Consider the following 23,520-nt stretch of genomic DNA (forward strand, 5'->3'; position numbering starts at 1 on the left):
ATGAAAGACACCACGGTTAAAACCGCATCCAGGAAAGTTGGAGAAAGCAGCATCATGCTGAAACGGCTTCGAATCCGGGCCAGTGATACGCATGTTATTGAGTTTGATAGCGTTGATACCCGTTTTAACGACTGCAGTAACTGGCAGGTTATGGCTAATGGAGAACGTGTCCTGTTCAGCAACCGGAGTTACGAGCGCTTCTCAGATGTGAAAGCGGGGATTCTGGCAACGATTCAGGTTTGCCGTGGGCGCGCTACTTCGTCTGATAGCGCAATGCTCGATTCCGCAAAAACCATGATCGCCGTACTTGATGCTTTTCCGTCATTTGCCGCGCTGGCGAAACACCCGAACCGAATTAACTGATGAGAAATTAATTAGCGCTGTGACCGGATGGCCGTCCGGTCACAGCAAACCACAACAGTAACTGAAGAGGTAACTATAAATGGTCGACACCAATACTACGGCAAAGAAAAACGCCAAATCAACACGCACTAAAAAAAGTGCGCCTGAAAGCGCACAGACCACCGAGCAGAAACTTGTCCAGTTGCTCGCGGACACGCCTGTACAGATTTTCCCGTACTCCCGCCTTGCACGTACCGACCTGAACACTCGTATTATCCCGCATACCGATACGGAAGTGGAGGAGATGGCGGACAGTATTCAGGCAATGGGGATTCTGCAGAACCTGATTGGTGCCGAATTGCCAGACGGTACGATTGGTATTGTCGGCGGGGAAGGTCGCCGCAGAGGAACAGGGATTCTGGTGATGCGCGGTGTGCTCGATGCCGATACACCGTTTCTTCCGGTGAAAGTCCTCCCCGTGGAAATGGCGGTAGCGGCCTCGATGATCGAGAACGGCAGACGCAAAAATATGCACCCTGCCGAGCAGATTATCGGCTTCCGTACGCTTGTGCAGGAGGGGAAAACAGCCTCTCAGATTGGTGCTCTGATGGGCTACCACCCTCGCCATGTTCTGCGCTGCCTGAAACTGGCGAACCTTGCGCCGTCCCTGCTGGACGCGCTGGCGCGGGATAACATCTCACTGGAGCAGTGCGAAGTGCTGACCCTTGCCGATACGCATGAACGTCAGGAACAGGTCTGGCAAGAAGCCGTGGCGAAATGGTCTGATCCAGCTGTACAGACCCTGCGCAAAATGGTGACCGACGACAAAATGGCAGTAAGCCACCCGATGTTTGAGTATGTGGGCGAGGAAGCCTATACCGCTGCTGGCGGTACGCTGATCGCTGATTTGTTCAGCGACAAGGACAGCACCTTTGCTGATGCTACGCTGGTCAAATCCCTGCTGGCTGGCAAGCTCACCGTGCTCGCTGCCCGTATTAAGCAGGAGCAGGGCTGGGGCTGGGCTGAATTCCGTATGACGGAACTGAGCGGCAGTGGCGAAGATAAGGCGCTGTACCGCTTTGAAATGCCCGCGCCTGTACTCGCGGATGATGAACAGCAGCGAATCAACGAACTGGAAGAGGCTATCGAAGGATGCGCATCTTATGACGACGAATATGCGCTGCAGCAGGACATTGACGACATCGTTTGTGAAGCGACCTATCGCGAAGCCACGCCAGAGTTCCGGGCTGCACATGGTGTCTGGGTATCATGGGATGGCGGCAGTTTTCAGGTACAGCCAGGCATTCGCAAGCTGACTGACGAAGACCGGGCGGAAGAGGAACTGGCCCGTCAGGAACGGGAAAAAAATGTGGTGACGTACACCACGCCTGATATTCCCGCCGATGCTTATCCGGCAACGCTGGTCAAGGCCATGTCAGCAGAACGCACACTGGCTGTTCAGGCCGAACTGGCAGGTCGTCCTGATGTGTCGGTGGCATTGCTGACGTGGACGCTGTGCATCCGTCTGTTTGATGGCGGCTATGGCAAGCGTAATGAACCGCTGAAAGCCTCTGTATCCTCGAATCAGTACCATCTTGCAACGCTTGCACCTTCTGGTGAAGAAGGGAAGGCGCTGACAGCGCTTAAAGAGCAGAAAAAGGCGCTTCAGGCAACGCTGCCTGAAAACTGGCATCTCGATTTTACCTGGCTGCTGTCATGGTCAACAGATCAGGTAAATACCCTGCTGGGATTCTGTGCGGCTCACGGTATCAACGGTATTCAGGAGCGCCTGTATAACCATACGGAAAAAAGCGAACTGGACGGGCTGGAAGCGGCCCTCGATTTTGACCTGCGTAAGTGGTGGCAGCCGGAAGCGGAGAGCTACTTCGGTAAACTCAACATTGCCCAGATTGGTAAGGCATATGAAGAAGCCGGACTCTCCGAAAAAGCGGGTGAGATTGTAAAACTTAAGCGCCGCGATGCGGCGAAAGCCGCCGAACAGGATCTGAACGTACAGAACTGGCTTCCTGACTGGATGGTGCGCCCTGCACTTGTCGCTCAGGCCGGAAAAAGTACAGACATTGTCCCTGATACCACTGACCACGCTGCTTAACTACGGAGGCCGCCGCCTCTGGGCGGCGGGAACAAACATGATTAAACGTTATGACCTGACCCGTATTAATAGCCTGACGGCTACCGACATGGAATGTATTCGCCAGCAGGGCGAAGAGGCGCGGCGTGCCCTCAGTGATGCTGTGACCGGGATGCTGACGGTTCCGCCGGGCTGGCGCGTCAGCGCGGAGTACCGCAGCGAGTTCGGAGGATTTTTCCCGGTACAGTGTCGCTTCAGCGCGGACGACAGCGATGACTGGCATTTGTGTGTGTGCAGTCCCGGAGAAGTCTCGCCATACTGGCTTCTGGTGCTGCTCTCATCCGGCGGGGAAGTCGTGCGAACTCTGCATCAGTGCGAAACCCTCGACCCGGAACAGGTCAGTCAGTTGATTGCCCGGATGGCAGGTCTGCGTCGATTTAACTGTACTGCCCGTACCGTCGCAAGCCTCATGAGCGCGGAGGTAGCAGTATGATCCCTTCTTCTCATGCTCTTGTTTCACTGAAACCAGCCCGTCAGGCCGCTATGCAGGCCATCAGCATGGTGGAGTCTGCCTGCGAACGTGGCGCACGTCTGCCTGCCATGCCCTATGTGCGGACATTCCTGCGTGTGCTGACAGGCTGTAGCCGCCTGAATGCCACAGTGGCCCGACAGATACCTGGTCTGAACTGGGTGCCAAAGAATCGCCACTCAAACCTGAAACAGGTTGAAGAAGCGCTGGAAGTCATGCTCGCAACCGGTGGGGAAGCCTGTCCTTTGCCACTCACGCTGGATGTACAGGCCGAGCTTTTTCCTGAAATTATGCACACCCGTACTGACAGAAGGTTGCACAAATCAAACATTCAGACCACGCGACAGATGCGCCGTGAATCACGCGAGTATGACCAGCGCTGGAAGTTGCGCCAGAACCTGCTTGCGAAAGCAGAGATTGACCTCAATTTTCAGTCTCCTGAAACCATCTGCACCTGGTACACCCGATGGAGCGACGAGTTTGACGCGGCAGAGCTGGAGAATGTGTTCTGGTGCTGGCAGACGCGGTTCGCTTCGTTGAAGGAGCTGGAGTGGCTGCGAATGAGCAATGAGCCGCTATATGCGGTGATGTATGAAATTCCATTTATTGTGCGGGATACCTCTGAGCACATTCGTATCGCTGAACGCTGGCAGGTACCGAACAAGCTGAAATACCAGCGCAGGACAGAAATCGAGGGGGGATCTTGAGCATAATAAATAAAAAATTCGAGAGAAAAGAAGCTGGCACCGTTTTCCGACATGCTGAAAGCGGTAAGATCATTTGTCGGCTTGATGCTCATCTCGAGCCAGATGACTGGGAAGCATTACAATCTCTGATTAACCTGGTCTATAACGCCGGCATTAGTGCAGGAAGCGAACAAAGGGCTGCTGATATTCGTGAGGCATTAGGCATAGTTTCGGTTTAAAAATAGACATAAATGGATGTATATTTATACAGCTTTCAGACTGTTATTCCTGGGCAGATGATAGACAACGGGATATAATGGCGGTGGCGCTTGAGGCTTTTTGCCTCATGACGTTAAGGTGGTTTGTTACCGAGTTGTGTGGCAGAAAGCAGAAAGCCCCGTAGTTAATTTTCATTAACCCACGAGGCCCACTGTATGTCTGATCAACACCAGTATGGCCTCTTACCGTGCAATTTGCAAGGAGGAGTAAACCATGAAACTGCCGCGAAACGCCCTGGTCTGGTGCGTATTAATCGTGTGTTTAACGCTGTTAATATTCACATTCTTAACCCGAACGCGCTTATGTGAAGTTAGGCTAAAGGATGGGGACAGGGAGGTCGCTGCAGTTCTGGCTTACGAATCCAACGGTAAGTAGCAACCTGGAGGCGGGGGAAACCCCGCCTTTTCAGGACTGATGCGGTTAGTCATGCCGAGAGCGCCTTTACAAAGGGGCTGTCAGTTACGTACTGGCAGCCCCCTTTTCTTTATGGGGCATGAACAACCCAAAAGAACCGTACCCCTTTAGGGTACGGGGCAGGGCGGATGCGCCTCCGGCGCTCCCGCTTTTCCCCCTCCGCCTGGTATTCCTCTGTTCTCTTCCTCTGTCGGTGATCGTCATTCTCCTCATCTTTTCTCGCTGCTGTTGTTCGTGCTGCAGCTGCTGCACATCGATGGCCAGAACCAAAACCAGAACCAGAACCAGAACCAGAACCAGAAGCAAAAGCCTGAAGCTGGCCCCCTTCGGCTCCCGGCCCGCGTTGCGGTCCGGTCGTCGAGCCCCACTCCGCCAGGCACCCGCTGCGCGGCCGCCAGTCTCCGCCGAACCCCTGCGGGTTTCGGGCCATGCGGCTAGGGTCTGATGGCTGATGTCAAAGGCGCGCTTGCTGCGGCCGTGCGGCCGCGCCGCTTTAACCGCGCCGGCGGCGCCGTCGCTCTGAGTGCGCCACGCCGTTCCGACGTGTCGGGTGTGTGCATCCTGTTCCCCCGGTGACGCCATCCCCCGTGTGTCCTCACGCGGAGGGCTGTTCGTAGCACCGGCGACGCGTTCCACAAGGGGTAAATGAACGCTGCCATAAACTTTTTGCGAGCAAAAACTTTCCGTCATCGCCCCTTGCGTCCCGCTTACCGCCGTTGCTCCTTTGCCCTTTGCCGCGAGAGAACTCACCAGGGAGATGGACAACCATCACCACAGGAGAAAAACAGGATGAACACACGAAACGTCAACGTCAAAACCGCCGCTCAAGAATCTTCCAGGAAGATGGGGGGGAAACCCACGTACATCATTCTCGTCGCTGAGAACGAAAAAAATTCTGCGGACGAATGGGATGTTCTTGAATTCGAAACTCTGGACGCGCTGAAAACCATGCGCCGTAGCAGCCCGGAGAAAATGAAAAATCAATACTTCTACGCACTGAGTTGCGGCGTGGATAAGCAGTTTCAGCACAAAAATGTCGTTGAGGCTAATCACTTCAAACAGTTTGTGCGCCAGCTCGAAAGCAAAGGGATCAACATCTAGTTAGCCAGGCAGCATCCGCAGCCGTTCAAACCGGGAGAACACTATGTCAATTATCGCTGAATCAATGAAGGCAATGGCTTTTTTCCAGCCGTCACATTCCCGTGTGTGGGATTTCGCCGTCGAACGTGGGGGGGAATGGTGCACTCGTCACGATGGCCAGACGTTAGCTCAATTACGTGAAATGTTCCCTGATATGGAGCTTATCGCTACTGATACCGCGATTGAAAGGGAGAACGAACAATTTCGTTCACCGTGGCAGGAGATTTCCGAGGCGCGGTATATCGACCAAATGGCAGTCCAACGAATCATCGACTGGTGTCGTAGCAATGAGGGGGAATCCTTCAAGTCGCAGGACATGGTTGGTGGTGATGTCTGCAATATATTTTTCCGCCGCGATGGGCGCTTTTTTGAATGTAACGATCTCGATTCGCTGACGCATAGCCAGTTAGCCAGCCAGATACACGAACAGTTTTTTGCCGTTGATTCAGTAAATTTCGGGCATTAAAAAAGCAGGGTTTCCCCTGCTTTCTCAACGCCGGGTTTGCGCGACCAAACGATAACCCGGCAATCACAACTAACGAAGGAGTTAATCATGAAATTTGACCCGCAAATCGTCGCACAGGCGAACGAGTTTGTAAATGCACTCCGTGCTGGAAAACGTGCGCATATTCCGGCGCTGCGTTTTGAGCACTGGCAGCAATTTATGACAACCGTGTATTCCGGGCTTGGTCTGGCTTAACCACTTAAAGCGCCGCCCCGGAGGGGCGGCAATAGGGCAAGATTTAGCCGTTACAGAGTCGGAGAAATTTGATGATTAATGACAAGTGCCGGGAAGAAACACCTTCCAGTGAACTGATGCACCTTGCGGAACGCATCTCGGTCGAATCTGCGCCAGTAAAAATAGAATCCAGTTTAGATAATGTAGCGCTGGCATCCGAGGCTCTTTGGTTGTTTGCGAAGCGCACCGGCCTGGATCAGGAGGGGGAGACGCTGGAAACCGTATTGACTGATTTTCTTGCCAATGTGCTCCATCTTTGCCGCCATACCGGGATTATTACGGATGAAGAAAACCACTTCTCCGAGATACTGCAAATGGCAGAAATGCACCACGAATTTGAAGAGGATATCGCGATAATAGATAATTGGCGATATTTTGACCAATGATGTTTAGAGGGCGCTGATCACGCCCTTTATGCATTTATCCACAGGAATACCCTGGAGCTTTTCAGCGAAACAGTGGGTAAAATCCACGGCGAAAAACGCATTCCCCTTCGGGGAACGGGGAGGGCGGATGCGCCTTCGGCGCTCCCGCTTTTCCCCCTCCGCCTGGTACTCTTCTGTTCTCATCTTCTGCCGGTGATCGGCATTCTCCTTATTTTTTCTTGCCGGTGGTGCTCGCACTGCAGCTGCTGCACATTGATGGCCAGAACCAGAACCAGAACCAGAACCAGAACCAGAAGCAAAAGCCTGAAGCTGGCCCCCTTCGGCTCCCGGCCCGCGTTGCGGTCCGGTCGTCGAGCCCCACTCCGCCAGGCACCCGCTGCGCGGCCGCCAGTCTCCGCCGAACCCCTGCGGGTTTCGGGCCATGCGGCTAGGGTCTGATGGCTGAGGTCAAAGGCGCGCTTGCTGCGGCCGTGCGGCCGCGCCGCTTTAACCGCGCCAGCGGCGCCGTCGCTCTGAGTGCGCCACGCCGTTCCGACGTGTCGGGTGTGTGCATCCTGTTCCCCCGGTGACGCCATCCCCCGTGTGTCCTCACGCGGAGGGCTGTTCGTAGCACCGGCGACGCGTTTCACAAGGGGTAAATGAACGCTGCCATAAACTTTTTGCGAGCAAAAACTTTCCGTCATCGCCCCTTGCGTCCCGCTTACCGCCGTTGCTCCTTTGCCCTTTGCCGCTCAAGAATCTTCCAGGAAGATGGGAGCAAAACTGGTCACTAACAGTGAGTTAGCGCATTCATTGGCGTTAGTTTGCGATCAAAACATCAACATCAATACAGCGGCGAGTGAATCAGCTGGGCACTGGGCTGAAAGCCCTGTAGTCGCCGTTGATGCAGCGTACAAACTGGCGTTAATTCTTGATGCTCAAATTGACGACATGATTTCAGAGCGCATGCATATCGACAGATGCAGCTATGAAGGCGCTGAGTTGTATTGGCGTCTGAAAAGCTGGAAGGCTTTTCCAATGCTGCCTGAACGTGAAGAGTTATTCGATTCTGAGTTGTTGAACTGGGTACGCGAGACAGCGCGCAAACTGCTGGAAAGTGGTTATTTGCCTGAAGAATATCGCGACTTTTAAAAACACATGCGGCGCTCCATGAGGAGCGCCAAACCAAAAATCAATAATGGGAGTACATACGATGAACACACTGAATGCCGGTACTCAGCAGGCTGGATTTGATGTCTTCTTCAGAGAAGACGCATGCAAGATTTACAGCTTCGCCATCACACTCAATGGCGCAAGCGAACCTGTTGCGTTCTGTAACTTCAAGAACCTCACTACGCTTCAAGCTGAGTTCCCGGATATGGTGCTGATAAGTGAAGACGAGGCTAAGCAGCGGGTAGCTAAGAAGGCTGCGGATAAGCAGTTGGCGGAAGAGGCGGCGACTGAAGCGGCTTCTCAAAAAATTAGTCAGGAAACTGGGCACCAATTCATTCGAATCGATGCAGGGCGTCCCTGATGGGGACGCTGCCAGCAGGTGCGTGCTACTCAGCCGGAATGGCATGGCGGGGGATAGTTTTAAGCACGCTGGAGGCCGCTGCACTGAATCAATATGACAGAGATATAGAAAAAGCTATATCACCAGAAGCCAAATCCTGGCTGCGGCAAAACAAGGCGGAATTCATGGGATTGCTGTTAGACATCGAAACGGTGCATGTTGTCTGAGGTATTCAGAGCCCCTTCATGGAAAGGGGCTAAATTTTGCCCTAAAAGCCGCTGTTCCCCTTCGGGGAACGTGGGCAGGGCGGATGCGCCTCCGGCGCTCCTGCTTTTCCCCCTCCGCCAGATACTCTTCTGTTCTCATCTTCTGCCGGTGATCGGCATTCTCTTCATTTTTCCTCGGTGCTGCTTTTTGTGCTGCAGCTGCTGCACATCGATGGCCAGAACCAAAACCAGAACCAGAACCAGAACCAGAAGCAAAAGCCTGAAGCTGGCCCCCTTCGGCTCCCGGCCCGCGTTGCGGTCCGGTCGTCGAGCCCCACTCCGCCAGGCACCCGCTGCGCGGCCGCCAGTCTCCGCCGAACCCCTGCGGGTTTCGGGCCATGCGGCTAGGGTCTGATGGCTGAGGTCAAAGGCGCGCTTGCTGCGGCCGTGCGGCCGCGCCGCTTTAACCGCGCCGGCGGCGCCGTCGCTCTGAGTGCGCCACGCCGTTCCGACGTGTCGGGTGTGTGCATCCTGTTCCCCCGGTGACGCCATCCCCCGTGTGTCCTCACGCGGAGGGCTGTTCGTAGCACCGGCGACGCGTTCCACAAGGGGTAAATGAACGCTGCCATAAACTTTTTGCGAGCAAAAACTTTCCGTCATCGCCCCTTGCGTCCCGCTTACCGCCGTTGCTCCTTTGCCCTTTGCCGCGAGAGAACTCACCAGGGAGATGGACAACCATCACCACAGGAGAAAAACAGGATGCACACACAAAACGTCAACGTCAGAACCGCCGCTCAAGAATCTTCCAGGAAGATGGGGGACGAACTGACTGTGGATCAATTTACGGATCTGTTCTGCTGGGTTTTACGAGTGACTGAAGGTGTCACTCAACCGATGGAATTTACTCCGCCGGAAAATAGTCAGGAATTAACACTGCTGAATGATAACTGTGCAGATTATGTTTCTGTATGGGTTGTCGATGGATATCCGGTGGCCGCCGGTGCTCCTATGGATCATTTCTTTCGCGTAATTAATCCATCAATTAACTGATATTTTAACTGAAGAGGAAACCAATATGGTCAGCTTTGCATCCCGTTATCGTGCTCCAAACTCAATCCGTCAGAATCGCCCACTGACTAATGATGAACTGGCGCGCATTGTCCCGAGTGCCTTCTCAGAAGATAAACACGACTCCCGTTCAGAACGTTATACATACATTCCGACAATTAACATTCTCGACCGTTTACGCGGTGAAGGTTTTCAACCTTACTTTGCAACACAATCTCGGACACGCGATATTGATAAGCGAGATTTTACTAAGCACTTAATTCGTCTGCGTCGCCATGACCAGCTGAACGGAAAAGAAGTACCAGAAATTATTCTGCTGAATAGCCATGATGGTTCAAGCAGCTACAAGATGATTCCGGGGATGTTTCGGCAGATTTGCACGAATGGACTGGTAGCTTGGAAGAACTTCGGTGAAATAAGCGTACCGCATAAAGGTGATATTGTTGGGCAGGTAATCGAAGGTGCTTATGAAGTTCTGAAAACTTTCGATAATGTTGAAAGCAGTATCGATATGATGCGAGGCGTTATGTTGTCAGAACGCGAGCAACTTATCCTTGGTGAAGCTGTACTCGAGTATAAATACAATGGCGAGCATTCCCCCATTACCGCTCAGCAGGTTATTCATCCTCGACGCTGGGAAGATAATCATTCCGATTTATGGACGACGTTTAACCGCGTGCAGGAGAATGTGATTCGTGGTGGTATTCGCGGAAAGTCAGCAAAGGGAAAGATGACCAGAACGCGGGAGGTGACCGGAATTGATGGTGACATCAAATTAAATCAGGCTTTATGGAAACTTGCTGAAGAGTTTGCAAAGCTCAAATCATAAAAATAAAAAAGCCGCTCATCTGAGCGGCTTTTTTATACCTTGATCACTGAGTGATTTCTGACACGCCATCGTGGTCTGTTGTGAGAACCCCAGCGGTCTTTTCAGTCGGCTGTTTACCCAGAAGAATTTTTCTGGCCTGAAGTATACGGTATATACTTTTGATTTTTTCAGCATATGCCCGACGTTGAACAATCAGCTTCTTCGATGGCCCCGTGTTATACATCCCTACGCTATCCCAGTTTTTACCGTATGACCTGAAGTTATGCGCCAGCACCCAGGCACCCGTGTAAACGCATATGCAAGGGTCATTCATCAATCGTTGCCGTGTAATATTAAATCCGGCGAGCTTTTTATAATGTGAGCTGTTGATCTGCATTCCGCAGACATCTTCTGTGCCGTTCCGATTAGCGCTGTTGGTTGCATTAGCAATCAGGCGGCTTTCCTGAATTGAGATCGACATTAAAAGTAACGGGTCAATATTGTAATCCTTTCCGGCCTGGTCGAAGCACATTTGGGGTGCACCTGAGGCAGGGAACACTATTGCGAACAGCAACGGTGCAAGCAAATTTATTTTCATAATATGCACTCACATAATCTACAGGATGCACTACAGACCGACTTTTTTAAAAATACCCGCGCCGATCATTTTAATCAAGGTAATTCACTACAAACGCGCGTGAGGCGCTTCCTGCCAGGCTTTTACTCACATCCTGGAATAGAAGAAGCCAACGCAATTTTCTTATTTTCAGGCCGCTCTACTCTTACCAATAAAACATCACACCCCACGCAAGGCTTCGCCTTGCAGATTTAATCTTTAAAATCATGGTGATAACTTTGAGAAATTACGATTTTTGCAAGTATGGCCCCAAAAGGTGTGGCAACCCACACACACGACAGTGCCTGATTAACACACCTGTTGGTGCCTGATACGGCACTGTTGTGTGTGTTATTAGTGTGTACTGTTATAAAACAGCAGGTAATGTATAAACAGTGCCGTATTGACACACATAGACAGTGCCGCTATAACACACCTGTATAAGCCTGGATCAGACGAGAAGCGAACAGATTGCATACAGACATCAGTCATCTCTTTCAGGGCCATATTGATGAGAACAGTGCCGTAGGCAGCACTGTCTTAAACTTCGGGAAAAATACCATGTCACGTAAAAACATATACTTCAAAGATAAGATAGATCGAGAGATTGAAGGTATTGTTGAAATTGAACGACAGAAGGGGGCTAACGCCCAGGAAGCGAACTATTCATCTGTCGTTAATGAATTAGTCAGTTACGGGCTGATGGTGTACAAAAACAAGAACGAAGCTCCCACCTTCGATCTCGAAGGGTTCCGTCGTGATTTAATCCGTAAAGCAGCTGGCAGCCGGGAAGGAATTATCATTATGACCACGCTGCTCTCAGAAATGTATCTGCGTTCACAGGGGGCGGAGGCGATGCATCATCTCGAAGAGCTGGTTTCGCAGAATATTGATTCGATAAACAACGCTGAGAATAATGCCGAAAATCAGCATTTTGTTAACGACGAAGCGTAAAAAAAACCGGCCTTACCGGCCGGTTATCACTACATACCTGGAGGTGAATCCTCCCACGGCAACGCTCTTTTTTCTGCGTCTTCTATCCTTTCTTTTATATATCGTTCAAATTCAAGACATAATACTTTCAGCGCCTGAGCATCGTCATTCTGTTCAAGAATACCGGCTGAATGATACCCCATCGATACCATTATCCGGGTCAGCATTTCCTCATTCAGGCTGCGCTTATGCAGTCGGGCCATTACCCTGATTTCATCGGAGAGATTCTCCGGAATACGCATACTATAACCCGATGCCTTTCCCTTTATGACCTCTCGCTCACCATTTATCCAGACCCATAAATATTCATCAGCGTTCAGGTCAGCATCCTGAACTGCCGATTGATCGTCGGCATGAGGTTTTAACGTTGAAATCCACATTTCAAATCGTGTGGCCAGTGAAATGAGTTTCTCTGCTCTTGCTGTTCTTATCACAGGTTTATCGGGCTGATAATTTAAGGATAAAAGCAGTCGGGCAATGATCTCATCGTTAATACTTCGTTTGCCAATTCTGGCTAACACTCTTAACTCCATCAGCAGACTATCAGGTGCCCTGAGCCTCCATTCCACGATTTCCCCAGGCTGAAACTTACGAGGACGACCTCGTCCTTCATACAATTTCTCTTTTACTTTCATGACTATGGTTCCCTGATGCACAGAAAAAATTCCTGCATGGATAAGGGTATTCTCTGATGGTGTTCAGATAATTCTTATAACGTTTAAAAAATGTGAAGGGTGTCACAGTTTTTTTTTTTTAGGGTTATGAGAAGATTACGCCTGCGTAAACAACCACTTACGTTCACTCACTTTTGTTTACAAACCGGAGATATCTCATGAGTCACATCGGTAATGCCCTTAACGCCAGAAAGGGACGGGCGGTAGCGTCTTTTATCGGCAACGTGAAAGATAAATTTAATCTGAATCGTGAATTTAACTTTGGGTCGGTCTGGAAAATGGCTTGTGCCATTATTATTGCGCTGGCCTTTACCCGTCTGGCTCACGCGACGGGTTCTGATTTACTGGCAACCCAGAACTCTACCGTCACGGGAACTTTTGGTGAGGGTTCATCACTGGTTAAGTGGTTTTATATTGCAGAAGTCATCTTTGGTATTTTTCTTTTTATTAAAACCCGTTCGCCACTTGTCTTTGTAGGTATCGTGATGGCGGTTATCTTTACCAAGATTGGTTTTGGTCTAGCTAACGCATGATGAACGGGGAAAATGATAAATATCTTTTCCCGGAAACACTCAATGAACAGAATCGCTATTTTGGTCTCCCGCTTGACGAACTGATTGTTGTTGCTCCACTGAATCTCATCGGGATTCTATACAATATGTCAATTACCCTCGGGATTGTTTCAGCGACGCTGTGGTTACTGGTCAGGTACCTTAAAAAAGGGCAGGGGTCATACTGGATGCTGAATTTCTGTTACTGGCATCTTCCTTCTTTTATTTTTAAGGTTACCTTCCGCCAGATACCTGATTCTGGTTTCCGGCACTGGAGGGCGTAACGCCTGTGAAACTTCAAATTAAAGAGAGCCGTGATAAAAAGATAGCCCTCGCTTTTATCGGTCTGTCTTCTTTATTCGCCGTGAGCATTCTGGGGAATGCCATCACCGGTTCGCTGGCCTGGTATTTTTATAAAACCCGTGACCAGATTATTACCCCAATGGCTTATAACCAGCCATTTAATACGCATGTGAAGAGTGGCGATTCTTCCGCATTGAGCATGTTTGCGATGTCCTTCGCGTCCCTCCGTCTGAACGTCAGTCCTGAAAACATCGACAGTAACCATAAAATTCTGCTCAGGTTTGTCCCCTCTGAATCACGTGATGTGATGAAGAAGGCGCTGGATGTGGAAGCTGATCGTATCAAGAAAGGAGGGATAAGTACCCGCTACGACATGATTGACCTTGTTCAGACCGGCGACGGCGCGATGGAGATGAAAGTTCGCCTTTCTCCCTCCACCACGAATGGCGGCATCATCACCCCATTACCTCAGCAGGATAAATCATTCCGCATCAACATGGCTTACGAGAACGGAATCATCCGCCTTTACGATTTCCTCGAGCTGAAACCCACGACACCAAACCACTGATACAGGAACTGCCCATGAAAATCCGCATTTCACCGGCAGCCGCTGCAGTGTTAGTTGCATTCGGGTTATTTACTGGCGGCCTTCGGGCCGCCTCCGGCCCGGCCGGTATCCCGTTTGAGAATGACGCTTCATTTACCGTTGTTCTCAGCAACACCAACCCCAACAAAATCATTATCGATGGGGAACTGATAACACGCATTAGCGGCCCAGCAGGCGCATACGATAGCAACACCACGGCTACGGAAGATGGCGCTCTGATTTTTTCACCACTGACTGGCCAGAATTTTACGGTCTTCCTTGAAACGGCTAAAGGCGCTGCACTTAGCCTGAATATCCAGCCCAAACCCGCAACGGGCCGGACCCTTCGTTTTACACCGTTGTCCCCGCCGACACGCCAGAACGATGATGCAAAAGCCTGGGAAGAAGGGCAGAGCTACGAAAAAACGCTCGTTGCGCTCTCCCGCACGGTGCTGCAGGGGGAAGTGCCTGATGACTTTACCGAGTACCCGGTCAGCCGCATGCCGGCGTACAGCCCGGACAGTGCAGCTCAGCTCACTGCCGAACGGCAATTTGTGGGTTCGCATCTGCGTGTCGTGCGCTATCGCCTGAAAAATCCAGGCTATATCACCCTTAACCTGCGCGAGCGTGACTTCTGGAAGTCCGGCGTCAGAGCCGTGATGCTTTCCACCCGCCAGCTTTATGCCGGGGGTGAAGGTTATGCCTGGGTCATTTTCTCTGATGGGGTGAACCACTCATGAGCCTGAACATCAATAAAGTGACACAGCGTAAGCAACTGGCCATTCTGATTGGGGCGCTACTGGTTACAGGTGTGGCTACGGGGGCCATTATTTATATTGGCAATCACTCCAAATCAGATTCTGCCGCACCTGCAACCCCCGTACCGAACATGACCGGCGTGGTGACGCCCGCTTTTGAGACTCAGCTGAATGACTCTGCGCTGGCGCAACAGCAGGCGAAAACCTCTGCGCTGGAAAGCCAGATGCTGATACTCCAGCAGCAGGTCACCCAGAACAAGCAGTCGTTTGATGACAGCCTGCGCAAGAAGGACGAAGAGATAGCCAGACTGAAGGACCAGATAACGACTGTCCCACAACAACCTGCCACAGTAACTGCCCCATCATCGACCACCGATACGCCATTGCCCGGCCCCGTATCCACAGGTCAGAGCCGGCCACCACAGTATGCCGTGACGCCAGCTGCTCAGGGTGCAGGTGCACCATACAGTCCAGCGCAGGGCGCGGGATTTTATCCCGGCGGTAGCGGACGAACGGCACTGGGCGGACTCGAAAGCAAGTCATTCACTTACGCCAGTATGGGGACGAAAAAGACTAAGCTCCCGTGGATTTCATCGGGCTCTTTTTCTGATGCCGTGATGATTGAGGGGGCCGATGCGAACGCCAGTGTGACCGGCCAGCAGAACACCACGCCAATCACGTTCCGGCTGCTGGGCAAGGTTCAGCTGCCCAACAGCAAGGAATACGACATGGATGGTTGCTTTGTCAGCGGGGAAATCTGGGGGGATATCTCCAGTGAACGTGGGATTGCCCGGACGAGTGCTATCAGCTGCAAACTGAAAAACGGCAAAAACATCGATATGCCGTTTAAAGGCCATATCAGCTATCAGGGGAAAGGGGGAATCCGTGGCAAACCGGTGATGCGTAACGGCAAAATTATCGGTTATGCCGGGGCGGCCGGTTTCCTCTCCGGGATTGGTTCCGGGGTTAAGTCAGCGGCCACCCCAGCGGTTGGCCTGGGCGCGACCGCCGCGGTCAGTGGAATGGACGTTCTGAAGCAGGGATTTGGTGGCGGCGCGGAAAAAGCGGCGGATAACCTCAGCCAGTACTGGATTAAGCTTGCCGAACAGTACCACCCGGTTATCGATATCGGCGCAGGCAACCGTGTCACGGTCGTATTCCAGGAGGGTTTCCGTCTCGAAACGCTGGAAGACAGCGAAGAAGAGAAGGCCAAAGAAGCGGCGCAGGAAGCGGGCGCTAAAGTGCAGAACGCCGTCGCACGAACGCCTTCCTCCCCTGCAACTTCAACCACCGCCGTGGGCAACCTGAATCCTGATGAGGTGCTTCGCCAGGCCAGTCAGCTTCGTCTGGGCGATACCATCAATTAAGGAGCTTTAGATGCTGGAAAATTATCTGAAGTTACTGGCGATTGGAGATTGTGTAAGAAACTGGCGAAATGGAAAAAAATTGCCGCGTGGAAATGGTGAGATTATGACACTTCTTTCACTATTGGGATTTGGTTTCGCATGTGTCGGATATCAGAGTACTGATTTCCCGGCAATCATCAGTTATGTGTTCTCCGCCGCCTGCTTTATACATCCCATTCTATGGCTGATACGGCCAAACCCAGCGTGGGATTTGGCGTGTGGTCGGTTACTTGAACATTATAAACCAATTGATGTAGTTGCATTTGTCAAGCTTAAAAAGGATATCCTGACGCATGACGGTATGCGCCTTGAAGATATTGAAACCTGGTTAATAAAAGAGATGGCCGCTAGTACAGGTGTTGCTGAAGTGGCCGGAAGTAAAGCCGGGGAGAAATATCCTTTTCTATACGATACCCCAGTAACGGGGAGGGGGCGTAATGATGGGAATTAGACGCTCCCCCTTAAACCGCTTTTGGATTGCAATTATACCGATTGAAATCCCGGCTCTGGTTATCCACGTCACCTCCTTAATGCAGTAAAACACACCCCGGAGTTATCCCATGAAAAACATCCTTAGTGCTGCAGTTCTCTGCAGCGCGCTGACCGGCTGCGCCGGTATGAACTCAGATTTCGACTGCAATAAGACCGCCACTGACCAGTGCCTGACCATGACTGAAGCCAATAAGCTGGCCGCTCAGGGGAAAAGCCTGGATGACCTCGGGAAAGAACCCGTAAAAAAGTCTGCGGGTGAAACCCTGCCGGCACTGTCCAATACCAGACCCGTGGTGAACCCTGCCCGCCCGGTATCGGTAGCAGCAACCGGTGTTACCTCTCCCGCTCCTGCCAATACCATCGCGCCGCGACCGCTTTATTCGCCGCCAGCGGCACCCGCGCCGCGTCTGACAGGGAGCACACCCTCTGCTCCGGCCCGTATTACTGCTTCCGCGCCCGTGGTTGATGCCGGACGTATTGCGGCGCAACGCGTGCCGGACGTCACTCAGCGGCTCTGGATTGCTCCGTGGGTAGATACCGACGATAACTTCCATCAGCCTGCGGTGGTCGAGTTCGTGAAAAACAAAGCCCACTGGGACCAGAGTTTCCGGGTCATTTCGGAAGGTGATGAGTAAATGCTACCCGGCACCGTTGTACCTGTCCGTCAATTACCAAGGATTCTGCTATGAGTGAAACGATATTCGACACCCTGATGAGGTTGCTGGGGAAAGTGAATGAGAAGGATGGCTCTCATGTCGCGCGCCAGAACCTGCAACAGACTTACGATTACCCCGCATTGTCATCCACCCTGCCATACCGTTACTGGGATGAAGCCAATGAGATGTTCATCAATACCGGTACGATGGGGTTTATTCTTGAAGCAGCACCGCTGCCCGGCGCTAACCAGCAGGTGATCGCCGCGCTGGATGATATGTTGCGCAAGAAAATTCCGCGCCAGGTTCCCCTGACGGTCATTATGGTGGCCAGTAAGTGCGTCGGGGCAAAAATTGCTCAGGGGGTCAGCCGCGATATGTGGAGCGGAGACATGGCCCCTTACCTGAACAATATCACGCGTGCGTTCTGGGAGCGTTCTGCACTGAAAGGGCTCGCCAACAAGCGCGAGTACCCGCTTTACCTGCGTAATTACCGGGTGTTCATCGTGTACGGCCGTCCGGTGAAAAAAATCACGCAGCAGGTTCAGGAAGAAATCAGCCAGCTGCGTAGCACCATTAAGGTATCGCTCGATGCGGCGCGCATTGAAACCAAAAACAGCTCGGTGAATGACTTTCTGTCGATTATGCGTGAACTGACAAACTACCGTCAGGAGCAGGTGATGCCGGCAAGCGATAGCTATAACCCGCTGGAGGAATTACACCGTCAGATCCCTGATCCGGGTATCGATGTCAAAGTCCGGCCAAATCATATCCGGCTCGAATTACCGGAATGTATCGATGGGATGCACGCGGAAAGCAAACTCATTCCTCCTTCTGCCTGTCGTGTGGTGAATATGCAGCTCAGCAAAAACCCGTCGCGGTTTGCGCTATGGCAGAACGCCGACAATCTGCAGAATCTGCGCTCCCCGGATCTGGGTATTCCGTGTCCGTTTATGCTGACCTGGACCATCGAAGTGGAAGATCAGCAGAAAACCCAGGGGGAAGCATTCCGGAAAGACAGTGACCTCAGTAAAAAAGCGGCATCCGCTTATGCTCAGTTGTTTCCGAGCACAAAACGTGCGGCAGCGGAATGGCGAAAGTTACGGCAGGGGTTAGGTTCCGGTGAAGCGGCGTTGTGCCGGTACTACTTTAACCTGACGTTGTTTACCCCGGACAACAATAAAGATGCGCTGTCGTGTGAGCTGGCTGCGGTTAACGTCTTTCGCAAGAACGACCTTGAACTGACCACCATACAGTATCAGCAGATGCGTAACTGGCTGGCCAGTTTCCCGTTTGTCATGCAGGAAGGTATGTGGGAAGACCTGAAAGCCACAGGTGCAACGTTGCGCTCAACCAGCTGGAACGCGGTGAATCTGATGCCTGTCGTTGCTGAGCGGCACCTCTCTTATACCGGTATGCCACTCCCGACCTACCGGAATCAGGTGGCCTTCTTCGACATGTTCGGAGAAGAGAACGGTGCGCCAAACTCCAACATCGCGGTAACCGGGACGTCCGGGGCCGGTAAGTCATTCCTGACTCAGGGTATTTTACGCGATGTGTTAAACGCCGGCGGATATGGATGGGTTATCGACATGGGCGATAGCTATAAAAACTACTGCCACCAGGCTGGCGGCGTTTATCTGGATGGCTCACAGCTACGGTTTAACCCGTTCTACGGCATACGCGATATCAAGGACTCTGCTGAAGGGATTGTGCTGCTGCTCAGCGTACTGGCCAGCCCGGAAGAGAAACTGGACAGTGTATGTGAAGCGATCCTTCAACGCGCTGTCGTGCAGGCGTGGGAACTGAAGCAAGGGAACGCGCTTATCGATGACGTTCATAACTACCTGAAAAGTGACGCGGTGAATGAAGAGTATGCCGATAAGCCGACCATTATTGCCCGTCTGGCTGAGCTGGCAATGCTGCTGGAAGCCTACTGCACCTGGGGCGCTCACGGTGAATACTTCAATGCCAGCGAACCCACGCTGACCAGCGATACCCGTTTTGCGGTGCTCGAGTTATTAAGCCTTGAGAATAAGCCGAAGTTACTCAGTGCCGTACTCTTCTCGCTTATCCTTTCCATCCAGCAAAAAATGTATCACAGCCCGCGAAGCCTCAAGAAGGTCTGCATTATTGATGAAGCATGGCGCCTGCTGGGTGGTTCTAACCCGCATGCGGCGAAATTCATTGAAACAGGGTACCGCACCGTTCGCCGCCACCGTGGCGCGTTTATCACCATCACCCAGGGCATTAAAGACTTCACCGCCAGTAAAGAGGCCGAAGCAGCGTGGAACAACAGCGGGACCAAAATCACGCTGCTGCAGGATGCAAAAGCCTTCAAATCTTACCTTGCCGATAACCCGGAACAGTTTAATGACACCGAGAAGGAGGTCATCAAATACTTCCAGAAAGCCATTGATACAGGGTTCAGTTCATTGCTTATCAGCGTCGGGGAGGTGAGTTCGTTCCATCGCCTGTTTGTCGATCCGGTGACGCGCGCCATGTTCAGTTCTAAAGGGGTGGATTTCGAATTTATGCAGCAGGCTCAGAAGCAGGGGGCCACGTCTGAGGAAGCCGCTTATTTGCTGGCGGAGCAGGAATTTGGTGCAGAGCTGAAGGAGCTTGAAGAATGGGTGAAAGCAGCATGAATGAACAACCTGAAAAGCCGGCAGACGCGGGGCCGGTCAAAGAGAGCAAGGTCAGGTGGCCAGGGCTATCGTCGCGTGGAGCAAAATTCGCCGTCTGGGTGTTGCTCTCGCAGCTGGTGATGACGGGGTTAGCGGTGCTCTGGATGAAGTCCACGGCACCGGAGGTGGTGACCTTTGATATGAAAGGCACGATGGATCTGTTTATACAGCAGACCGTTGAGCAGAACGTCCCGGAAGACCAGTCAAAGCGGCTTCTGAAGCGTTTTAACTATGCCATGACCGACAGCCTGGAAGAATGGCAAAACGCGCATAACGCCATCATCCTGGTCGCACCGGCCGTCGTGAGCCGCCAGCAGGACATCACGCCGGTTATCAGAAGCGGTATTGCTAAGCGGATGGCGGAGGGGGAACGATGAAGAACCCGCTGCCGCTGATGTTACTGGTGGTCGCTGTGGGCAGCATGAACGCGACCGCAAAAGACCTCGGTACCTGGGGCAACCTCTGGCAACCCGCTGAGCCTGACCTGCTGGTGTTCATCCAGGCGCGTCTGAAAGGGATGGAGCAAAGCGGTGAGCTGAAAAAGCTGCAGGATGAGGCCGTTGAACGCGTTAAGAAAAATGCAGTCAGGCCACCGCCAGTTCAGGGGCTGACCCCCGCCGTTCGCTACCGCGCCTCCGTGTATGACCCTACTTTTACTGTAGGCGAAACTATCATGGATATGAAAGGCAACGTGATTGCCCGTAAGGGTGACAGCGTGAATCCTCTGGATAAGGTCGCCTATAACCAGACGCTCTACTTCATCGACGGCGATAACGCTGACCAGGTGAAATGGGTGAAGCATCAAATCGCGGGCCAGAGCGACTTCAAGATTATCCTGGTAAACGGTAATATCCGCGAAACGAGCGAAACGCTGGACGAGCAGATTTATTTTGACCAGTCCGGCGTGCTGACCACGAAGTTTGGGTTTGAACATACCCCGGTGCGGATCACCCGTGATGGACGTATGCTGAAAATCGAAGAAATCCCCCCTTCAGGAGAGAAAAAATGACGATGACAACGTTAGGCGATCTGTTCCCTGAGCTGAACAATTGCAGACCCGCAAAACCCGTCAACAAGAAGACCCCTTCGACGCTTCAGGGGCGGGGGACGGCAACGCGCCTGAAAATGCTCTACCCGGAAATTGAAGCATGGGACGGTGTTTTGATCACGAAGATGTGGATGCACTGGGGAGAGACCTGCGGTATTGACCTTAAAGAGCCGACAGAACGTGATGAGCGGTTTATGGAATTCCTGGTGACGTTCATCGTTTCAAAAATGCTCGAGATCGAGTCGGGCATCAGCGTTCCTCCCCGGAAGACGACCGGCATAGACGCGGCCTTCCAGGACATCAGACAAACTTACCTCGACAATGAACGTGGAATACAGGGGAAAGATAAGCAGGACGGGGGCGCATCCAGAATATGCCATTAGAACCGACAGACGCTTATATCGATGCCCCGCAACGGGTCTACCCGGCTCCCTCTCCAGCGACCCCGGAATTTATCATTCATCCGTCGACCCAGGAATTTTTCACTCATCCACTTCTCTCCGGGCTCGTGATGGGGTGCGTATTAACGGTGGTTACCGGTCTGAGCCTGATTGGTGTGCTCTGGTTAATGCACTGGTGGAAAAGCATAAAGCCAGGCGGGGCGGACAAGCCCCCTGTGCCGGAGACGCTGCCAGCGGTCGCAGAAACGGTAAATGAGCTTCTGCTTCAGCAGGTATCGCTGACCGTCTGGGCGGCGAGTTCAATGCTCACCCGCGATGTTGTTCGCTGCCTGGAGCAGCTTGCCGGCGCCGTAAAAACGCATCCTTTTCCCCAGGCCAGTCTTGATGGCCAGATAATGCAGGCATCCAGGGGGGAACTGCAGTACGCATTATCGCTGAAACCCTGTACTGATCCGAACGAGTGCTTCGTGGCCTCTTTCTCATCCCTGCAGCCGATTCAACTCGATGCAGCGACGTTCCCGCTCCCGCATTCATCACCCGGCCGGTACTTCATTATGAAGTCCCAGGGGATGGGGCTTACCCGAACCGGGGTGCTGGCTGCATGCATCCAGGCGGCCAGCAAGCGGATAGCTGAAGGAGAAGTGAATGGTTCAGATTACGGTTATGAAGCGGGTTACGCTTTTCAGGTTGTCACAGCCCCCTACGAATCCTGATCAATCGCTCCGGATTCAGGATGTTCGGTGCTCACGATGTTCCGCTCCGCCTCAGCCTGAATCCCGGACCGATTCCGGATAAACAACAGAACAACATAATAAGGTTGCCCAATGAATACGAGACCGCAAAAAAGGGCGAAGCACACCACTATCCGCAGCGGCCGCTTTGACGATGCTGCGGTTGAAAGAATGGATCAGATGCTCGCTGAAAACCCGTTGTTGAAACCCTCAACGCTATTACGTGCCGGCATTCTGGCACTGTACCGGATGGATAAAGACGAGCGGCTCAAAATCGCCCTGGAAGCCGCCGCCGACTAGCCCATTTTCCCGCCTTCAACTCTCTGTACTGTCCCCGCGTTCGCGGTCGACATCACTGTAAGGACTCACCATGACTCTGCCTGCAATCATCAGGGCGATATCGGCTGCCCGCCTTCCCGTGGGGGTGGTATGCGAAAAACACTGAGCACGTTTGCTATTGCGCTGTTGTTCCCGTTGTTACTGTTATCGCGTTCTGAGACGGCCCTGGCCAGCAATGCGGGTGATGGGCGTTGGGTTAACCCGATATCGGATGTGTGCTGGAAGTGCCTCTTCCCTATGACGCTCGGCAGCATAAAACTTGCCAGCGGGCCGCAGCCGGACACATCAAACCCGTCCTCCCCCATTCAGATCTGCCAGCTGGGCGTGTTATGGCGTATTGGCCTGGCCATCGGTTTCTGGGAACCAATGGCGATGACCGATGTTACCCGTGAGCCCGGCGTGATGGTGAACATGGGGGGCTTTAAAATTAATCTCGGCCGGACAGGGACCGGGACGGCGGGGCAAAGCGATCGGCCCGCTGCTGGCGCGTTCTACCATGTTCACTGGTACAAATACCCCCTGATTTACTGGCTGAATATTATCACCAGCCTGGGATGTATGCAGACGGGGGATATGGATATTGGCTATCTCTCTGAAGTCGATCCGATGTGGAACGACAGTACGCTCTCGATGCTGATAAATCCCGAGGCCACGTTGTTCGGCAACCTGATTGCCCAGGGGGCATGTGCAGCGGATGCGGCCGCCAGTTCAGCCGGGATGCCTTTATCTCCCTTGTTCTGGTGCGCCGGTGCACAGGGTTCAATGTACCCCCTGACGGGGTATACCAGCGGTGAGTTCTCCCCGCTTGAGTCATCGCTACTGGTGTCTGAACGGATGGCGTTCAAGTTGCATCGGGAGGGGCTGGTCATGAACTCGGTCGGAGCTGATTCGGCAGTCTGTTTTCAGTATCCCTCGCCCATTATGCCAAAGGAACGATGGCGCTATCAGATGGTGAATATGTACCCCGAGACCAACAACTGTCATCCCATCGGTGCCAGCACTCAGTTATGGGGGACGACCCATAACACCCCTCAGTCTAAAAAGAACTTTGGATACCTTTTCTGGCGGAAACGTAACTGCGTCTTCCTCTAAGGACAGCAT

General features: G+C 52.6%; 33 protein-coding genes. 31 read left to right on the top strand and 2 right to left on the bottom strand.

Annotation, left to right across the window (positions count from 1 at the left end):
- The 16 genes from AB2B48_RS24180 to AB2B48_RS24255 all read left to right on the top strand — a co-directional run.
- The coding region (locus AB2B48_RS24180) for a hypothetical protein (RefSeq protein WP_368302011.1) at nt 1-363 on the top strand (363 nt) is incomplete at its 5' end.
- A 79-nt stretch (nt 364-442) separates the two neighbouring features.
- On the top strand, nt 443-2,455 hold the full coding sequence (locus AB2B48_RS24185; protein WP_368302012.1) for a ParB/RepB/Spo0J family partition protein: 2,013 nt from the start codon (nt 443-445) through the stop codon (nt 2,453-2,455).
- Nucleotides 2,456-2,492: 37 nt separating this feature from the next.
- Entirely contained in the window at nt 2,493-2,927 is a 435-nt protein-coding gene (gene psiB, locus AB2B48_RS24190) for a conjugation system SOS inhibitor PsiB (RefSeq protein ID WP_368302013.1), read from the top strand.
- Nucleotides 2,924-3,670 carry a plasmid SOS inhibition protein A gene (locus tag AB2B48_RS24195; protein WP_368302014.1) on the top strand — a complete coding sequence of 249 codons (747 nt, stop codon included), beginning with the start codon at nt 2,924-2,926 and terminating at the stop codon, nt 3,668-3,670. Before psiB ends, AB2B48_RS24195 begins: the two co-directional genes overlap by 4 nt.
- Nucleotides 3,667-3,888, top strand: coding sequence for a hypothetical protein (locus tag AB2B48_RS24200; RefSeq protein WP_185669951.1), 222 nt, complete (start codon nt 3,667-3,669; stop codon nt 3,886-3,888). Before AB2B48_RS24195 ends, AB2B48_RS24200 begins: the two co-directional genes overlap by 4 nt.
- A gap of 195 nt (nt 3,889-4,083) precedes the next feature.
- On the top strand, nt 4,084-4,236 hold the full coding sequence (locus tag AB2B48_RS24205) for a DUF5431 family protein (RefSeq protein ID WP_368302015.1): 153 nt from the start codon (nt 4,084-4,086) through the stop codon (nt 4,234-4,236).
- Nucleotides 4,181-4,303, top strand: a complete 123-nt coding sequence (locus AB2B48_RS24210) for a type I toxin-antitoxin system Hok family toxin (RefSeq protein WP_368302066.1) — start codon at nt 4,181-4,183, stop codon at nt 4,301-4,303. Before AB2B48_RS24205 ends, AB2B48_RS24210 begins: the two co-directional genes overlap by 56 nt.
- Before the next feature lie 828 nt (nt 4,304-5,131).
- Nucleotides 5,132-5,443, top strand: coding sequence for a hypothetical protein (locus AB2B48_RS24215; protein ID WP_368302067.1), 312 nt, complete (start codon nt 5,132-5,134; stop codon nt 5,441-5,443).
- 43 nt (nt 5,444-5,486) lie between these two features.
- Nucleotides 5,487-5,948, top strand: a complete 462-nt coding sequence (locus tag AB2B48_RS24220; protein WP_368302016.1) for a hypothetical protein — start codon at nt 5,487-5,489, stop codon at nt 5,946-5,948.
- A gap of 87 nt (nt 5,949-6,035) precedes the next feature.
- Nucleotides 6,036-6,182: a succinate dehydrogenase flavoprotein subunit gene (locus AB2B48_RS24225; RefSeq protein WP_159126162.1), complete on the top strand. Its 147-nt coding sequence runs from the start codon at nt 6,036-6,038 to the stop codon at nt 6,180-6,182.
- A 71-nt stretch (nt 6,183-6,253) separates the two neighbouring features.
- On the top strand, nt 6,254-6,607 hold the full coding sequence (locus tag AB2B48_RS24230) for a hypothetical protein (RefSeq protein WP_368302017.1): 354 nt from the start codon (nt 6,254-6,256) through the stop codon (nt 6,605-6,607).
- A 750-nt stretch (nt 6,608-7,357) separates the two neighbouring features.
- The gene (locus AB2B48_RS24235; RefSeq protein WP_368302018.1) at nt 7,358-7,738 is read left to right on the top strand and encodes a hypothetical protein; all 381 of its coding nucleotides are present in this window, start codon (nt 7,358-7,360) and stop codon (nt 7,736-7,738) included.
- A gap of 61 nt (nt 7,739-7,799) precedes the next feature.
- Complete coding sequence (locus AB2B48_RS24240; protein WP_368302019.1) at nt 7,800-8,120, top strand: hypothetical protein; 321 nt, start codon at nt 7,800-7,802, stop codon at nt 8,118-8,120.
- Nucleotides 8,120-8,326 (top strand): hypothetical protein, encoded by a 207-nt coding sequence (locus tag AB2B48_RS24245; RefSeq protein WP_368302020.1) that lies wholly within the window; start codon nt 8,120-8,122, stop codon nt 8,324-8,326. Before AB2B48_RS24240 ends, AB2B48_RS24245 begins: the two co-directional genes overlap by 1 nt.
- A gap of 594 nt (nt 8,327-8,920) precedes the next feature.
- Nucleotides 8,921-9,355 (top strand): hypothetical protein, encoded by a 435-nt coding sequence (locus AB2B48_RS24250; RefSeq protein ID WP_368302021.1) that lies wholly within the window; start codon nt 8,921-8,923, stop codon nt 9,353-9,355.
- Nucleotides 9,356-9,380: 25 nt separating this feature from the next.
- Nucleotides 9,381-10,202 carry a DUF932 domain-containing protein gene (locus tag AB2B48_RS24255; RefSeq protein WP_368302022.1) on the top strand — a complete coding sequence of 274 codons (822 nt, stop codon included), beginning with the start codon at nt 9,381-9,383 and terminating at the stop codon, nt 10,200-10,202.
- A gap of 43 nt (nt 10,203-10,245) precedes the next feature.
- Here the strand turns inward: AB2B48_RS24255 and AB2B48_RS24260 are convergent, their stop codons facing one another.
- Entirely contained in the window at nt 10,246-10,779 is a 534-nt protein-coding gene (locus AB2B48_RS24260; RefSeq protein ID WP_368302023.1) for a lytic transglycosylase domain-containing protein, read from the bottom strand.
- Between the two features lie 579 nt (nt 10,780-11,358).
- Between AB2B48_RS24260 and AB2B48_RS24265 the strand changes: the two genes are divergently transcribed.
- Nucleotides 11,359-11,751 carry a relaxosome protein TraM gene (locus AB2B48_RS24265; protein WP_368302024.1) on the top strand — a complete coding sequence of 131 codons (393 nt, stop codon included), beginning with the start codon at nt 11,359-11,361 and terminating at the stop codon, nt 11,749-11,751.
- A gap of 29 nt (nt 11,752-11,780) precedes the next feature.
- Here the strand turns inward: AB2B48_RS24265 and AB2B48_RS24270 are convergent, their stop codons facing one another.
- Nucleotides 11,781-12,425 carry an Arc family DNA-binding protein gene (locus AB2B48_RS24270; protein ID WP_193970732.1) on the bottom strand — a complete coding sequence of 215 codons (645 nt, stop codon included), beginning with the start codon at nt 12,423-12,425 and terminating at the stop codon, nt 11,781-11,783.
- Nucleotides 12,426-12,622: 197 nt separating this feature from the next.
- Between AB2B48_RS24270 and AB2B48_RS24275 the strand changes: the two genes are divergently transcribed.
- The 14 genes from AB2B48_RS24275 to traU all read left to right on the top strand — a co-directional run bounded on the left by AB2B48_RS24275 (nt 12,623) and on the right by traU (nt 23,511).
- Complete coding sequence (locus AB2B48_RS24275) at nt 12,623-12,997, top strand: type IV conjugative transfer system pilin TraA (protein WP_368302025.1); 375 nt, start codon at nt 12,623-12,625, stop codon at nt 12,995-12,997.
- Complete coding sequence (gene traL / locus AB2B48_RS24280; RefSeq protein WP_368302068.1) at nt 12,997-13,299, top strand: type IV conjugative transfer system protein TraL; 303 nt, start codon at nt 12,997-12,999, stop codon at nt 13,297-13,299. Before AB2B48_RS24275 ends, traL begins: the two co-directional genes overlap by 1 nt.
- 5 nt (nt 13,300-13,304) lie before the next feature.
- Nucleotides 13,305-13,886: a TraE/TraK family type IV conjugative transfer system protein gene (locus AB2B48_RS24285; RefSeq protein WP_193970726.1), complete on the top strand. Its 582-nt coding sequence runs from the start codon at nt 13,305-13,307 to the stop codon at nt 13,884-13,886.
- A 14-nt stretch (nt 13,887-13,900) separates the two neighbouring features.
- Nucleotides 13,901-14,644: a type-F conjugative transfer system secretin TraK gene (gene traK, locus AB2B48_RS24290; protein ID WP_193970724.1), complete on the top strand. Its 744-nt coding sequence runs from the start codon at nt 13,901-13,903 to the stop codon at nt 14,642-14,644.
- On the top strand, nt 14,641-16,029 hold the full coding sequence (gene traB / locus AB2B48_RS24295) for an F-type conjugal transfer pilus assembly protein TraB (protein WP_368302026.1): 1,389 nt from the start codon (nt 14,641-14,643) through the stop codon (nt 16,027-16,029). Before traK ends, traB begins: the two co-directional genes overlap by 4 nt.
- Before the next feature lie 10 nt (nt 16,030-16,039).
- Nucleotides 16,040-16,519, top strand: a complete 480-nt coding sequence (locus AB2B48_RS24300; RefSeq protein ID WP_368302027.1) for a hypothetical protein — start codon at nt 16,040-16,042, stop codon at nt 16,517-16,519.
- A 109-nt stretch (nt 16,520-16,628) separates the two neighbouring features.
- A complete protein-coding gene (traV, locus tag AB2B48_RS24305) occupies nt 16,629-17,195 on the top strand; it encodes a type IV conjugative transfer system lipoprotein TraV (RefSeq protein WP_368302028.1) in 567 nt (188 codons plus the stop codon).
- A gap of 50 nt (nt 17,196-17,245) precedes the next feature.
- On the top strand, nt 17,246-19,861 hold the full coding sequence (gene traC / locus AB2B48_RS24310) for a type IV secretion system protein TraC (RefSeq protein WP_368302029.1): 2,616 nt from the start codon (nt 17,246-17,248) through the stop codon (nt 19,859-19,861).
- A complete protein-coding gene (trbI, locus tag AB2B48_RS24315) occupies nt 19,843-20,277 on the top strand; it encodes a type-F conjugative transfer system protein TrbI (protein ID WP_368302030.1) in 435 nt (144 codons plus the stop codon). The genes traC and trbI overlap by 19 nt, the downstream gene beginning before the upstream one ends.
- Entirely contained in the window at nt 20,274-20,909 is a 636-nt protein-coding gene (traW, locus tag AB2B48_RS24320; protein WP_368302031.1) for a type-F conjugative transfer system protein TraW, read from the top strand. The genes trbI and traW overlap by 4 nt, the downstream gene beginning before the upstream one ends.
- Entirely contained in the window at nt 20,906-21,331 is a 426-nt protein-coding gene (locus AB2B48_RS24325) for a hypothetical protein (RefSeq protein WP_368302032.1), read from the top strand. The genes traW and AB2B48_RS24325 overlap by 4 nt, the downstream gene beginning before the upstream one ends.
- Entirely contained in the window at nt 21,322-22,062 is a 741-nt protein-coding gene (locus tag AB2B48_RS24330; RefSeq protein WP_368302033.1) for a hypothetical protein, read from the top strand. Before AB2B48_RS24325 ends, AB2B48_RS24330 begins: the two co-directional genes overlap by 10 nt.
- A 111-nt stretch (nt 22,063-22,173) precedes the next feature.
- Nucleotides 22,174-22,380 (top strand): hypothetical protein, encoded by a 207-nt coding sequence (locus tag AB2B48_RS24335; protein ID WP_193970716.1) that lies wholly within the window; start codon nt 22,174-22,176, stop codon nt 22,378-22,380.
- Between the two features lie 129 nt (nt 22,381-22,509).
- Entirely contained in the window at nt 22,510-23,511 is a 1,002-nt protein-coding gene (gene traU / locus AB2B48_RS24340; protein WP_368302034.1) for a conjugal transfer pilus assembly protein TraU, read from the top strand.
- The last annotated feature ends 9 nt before the right edge of the window (nt 23,512-23,520 follow it).

This window comes from Kluyvera sichuanensis (genome assembly GCF_040930405.1).
In the GTDB taxonomy this organism is placed as follows: Bacteria; Pseudomonadota; Gammaproteobacteria; order Enterobacterales; family Enterobacteriaceae; genus Kluyvera; species Kluyvera sichuanensis.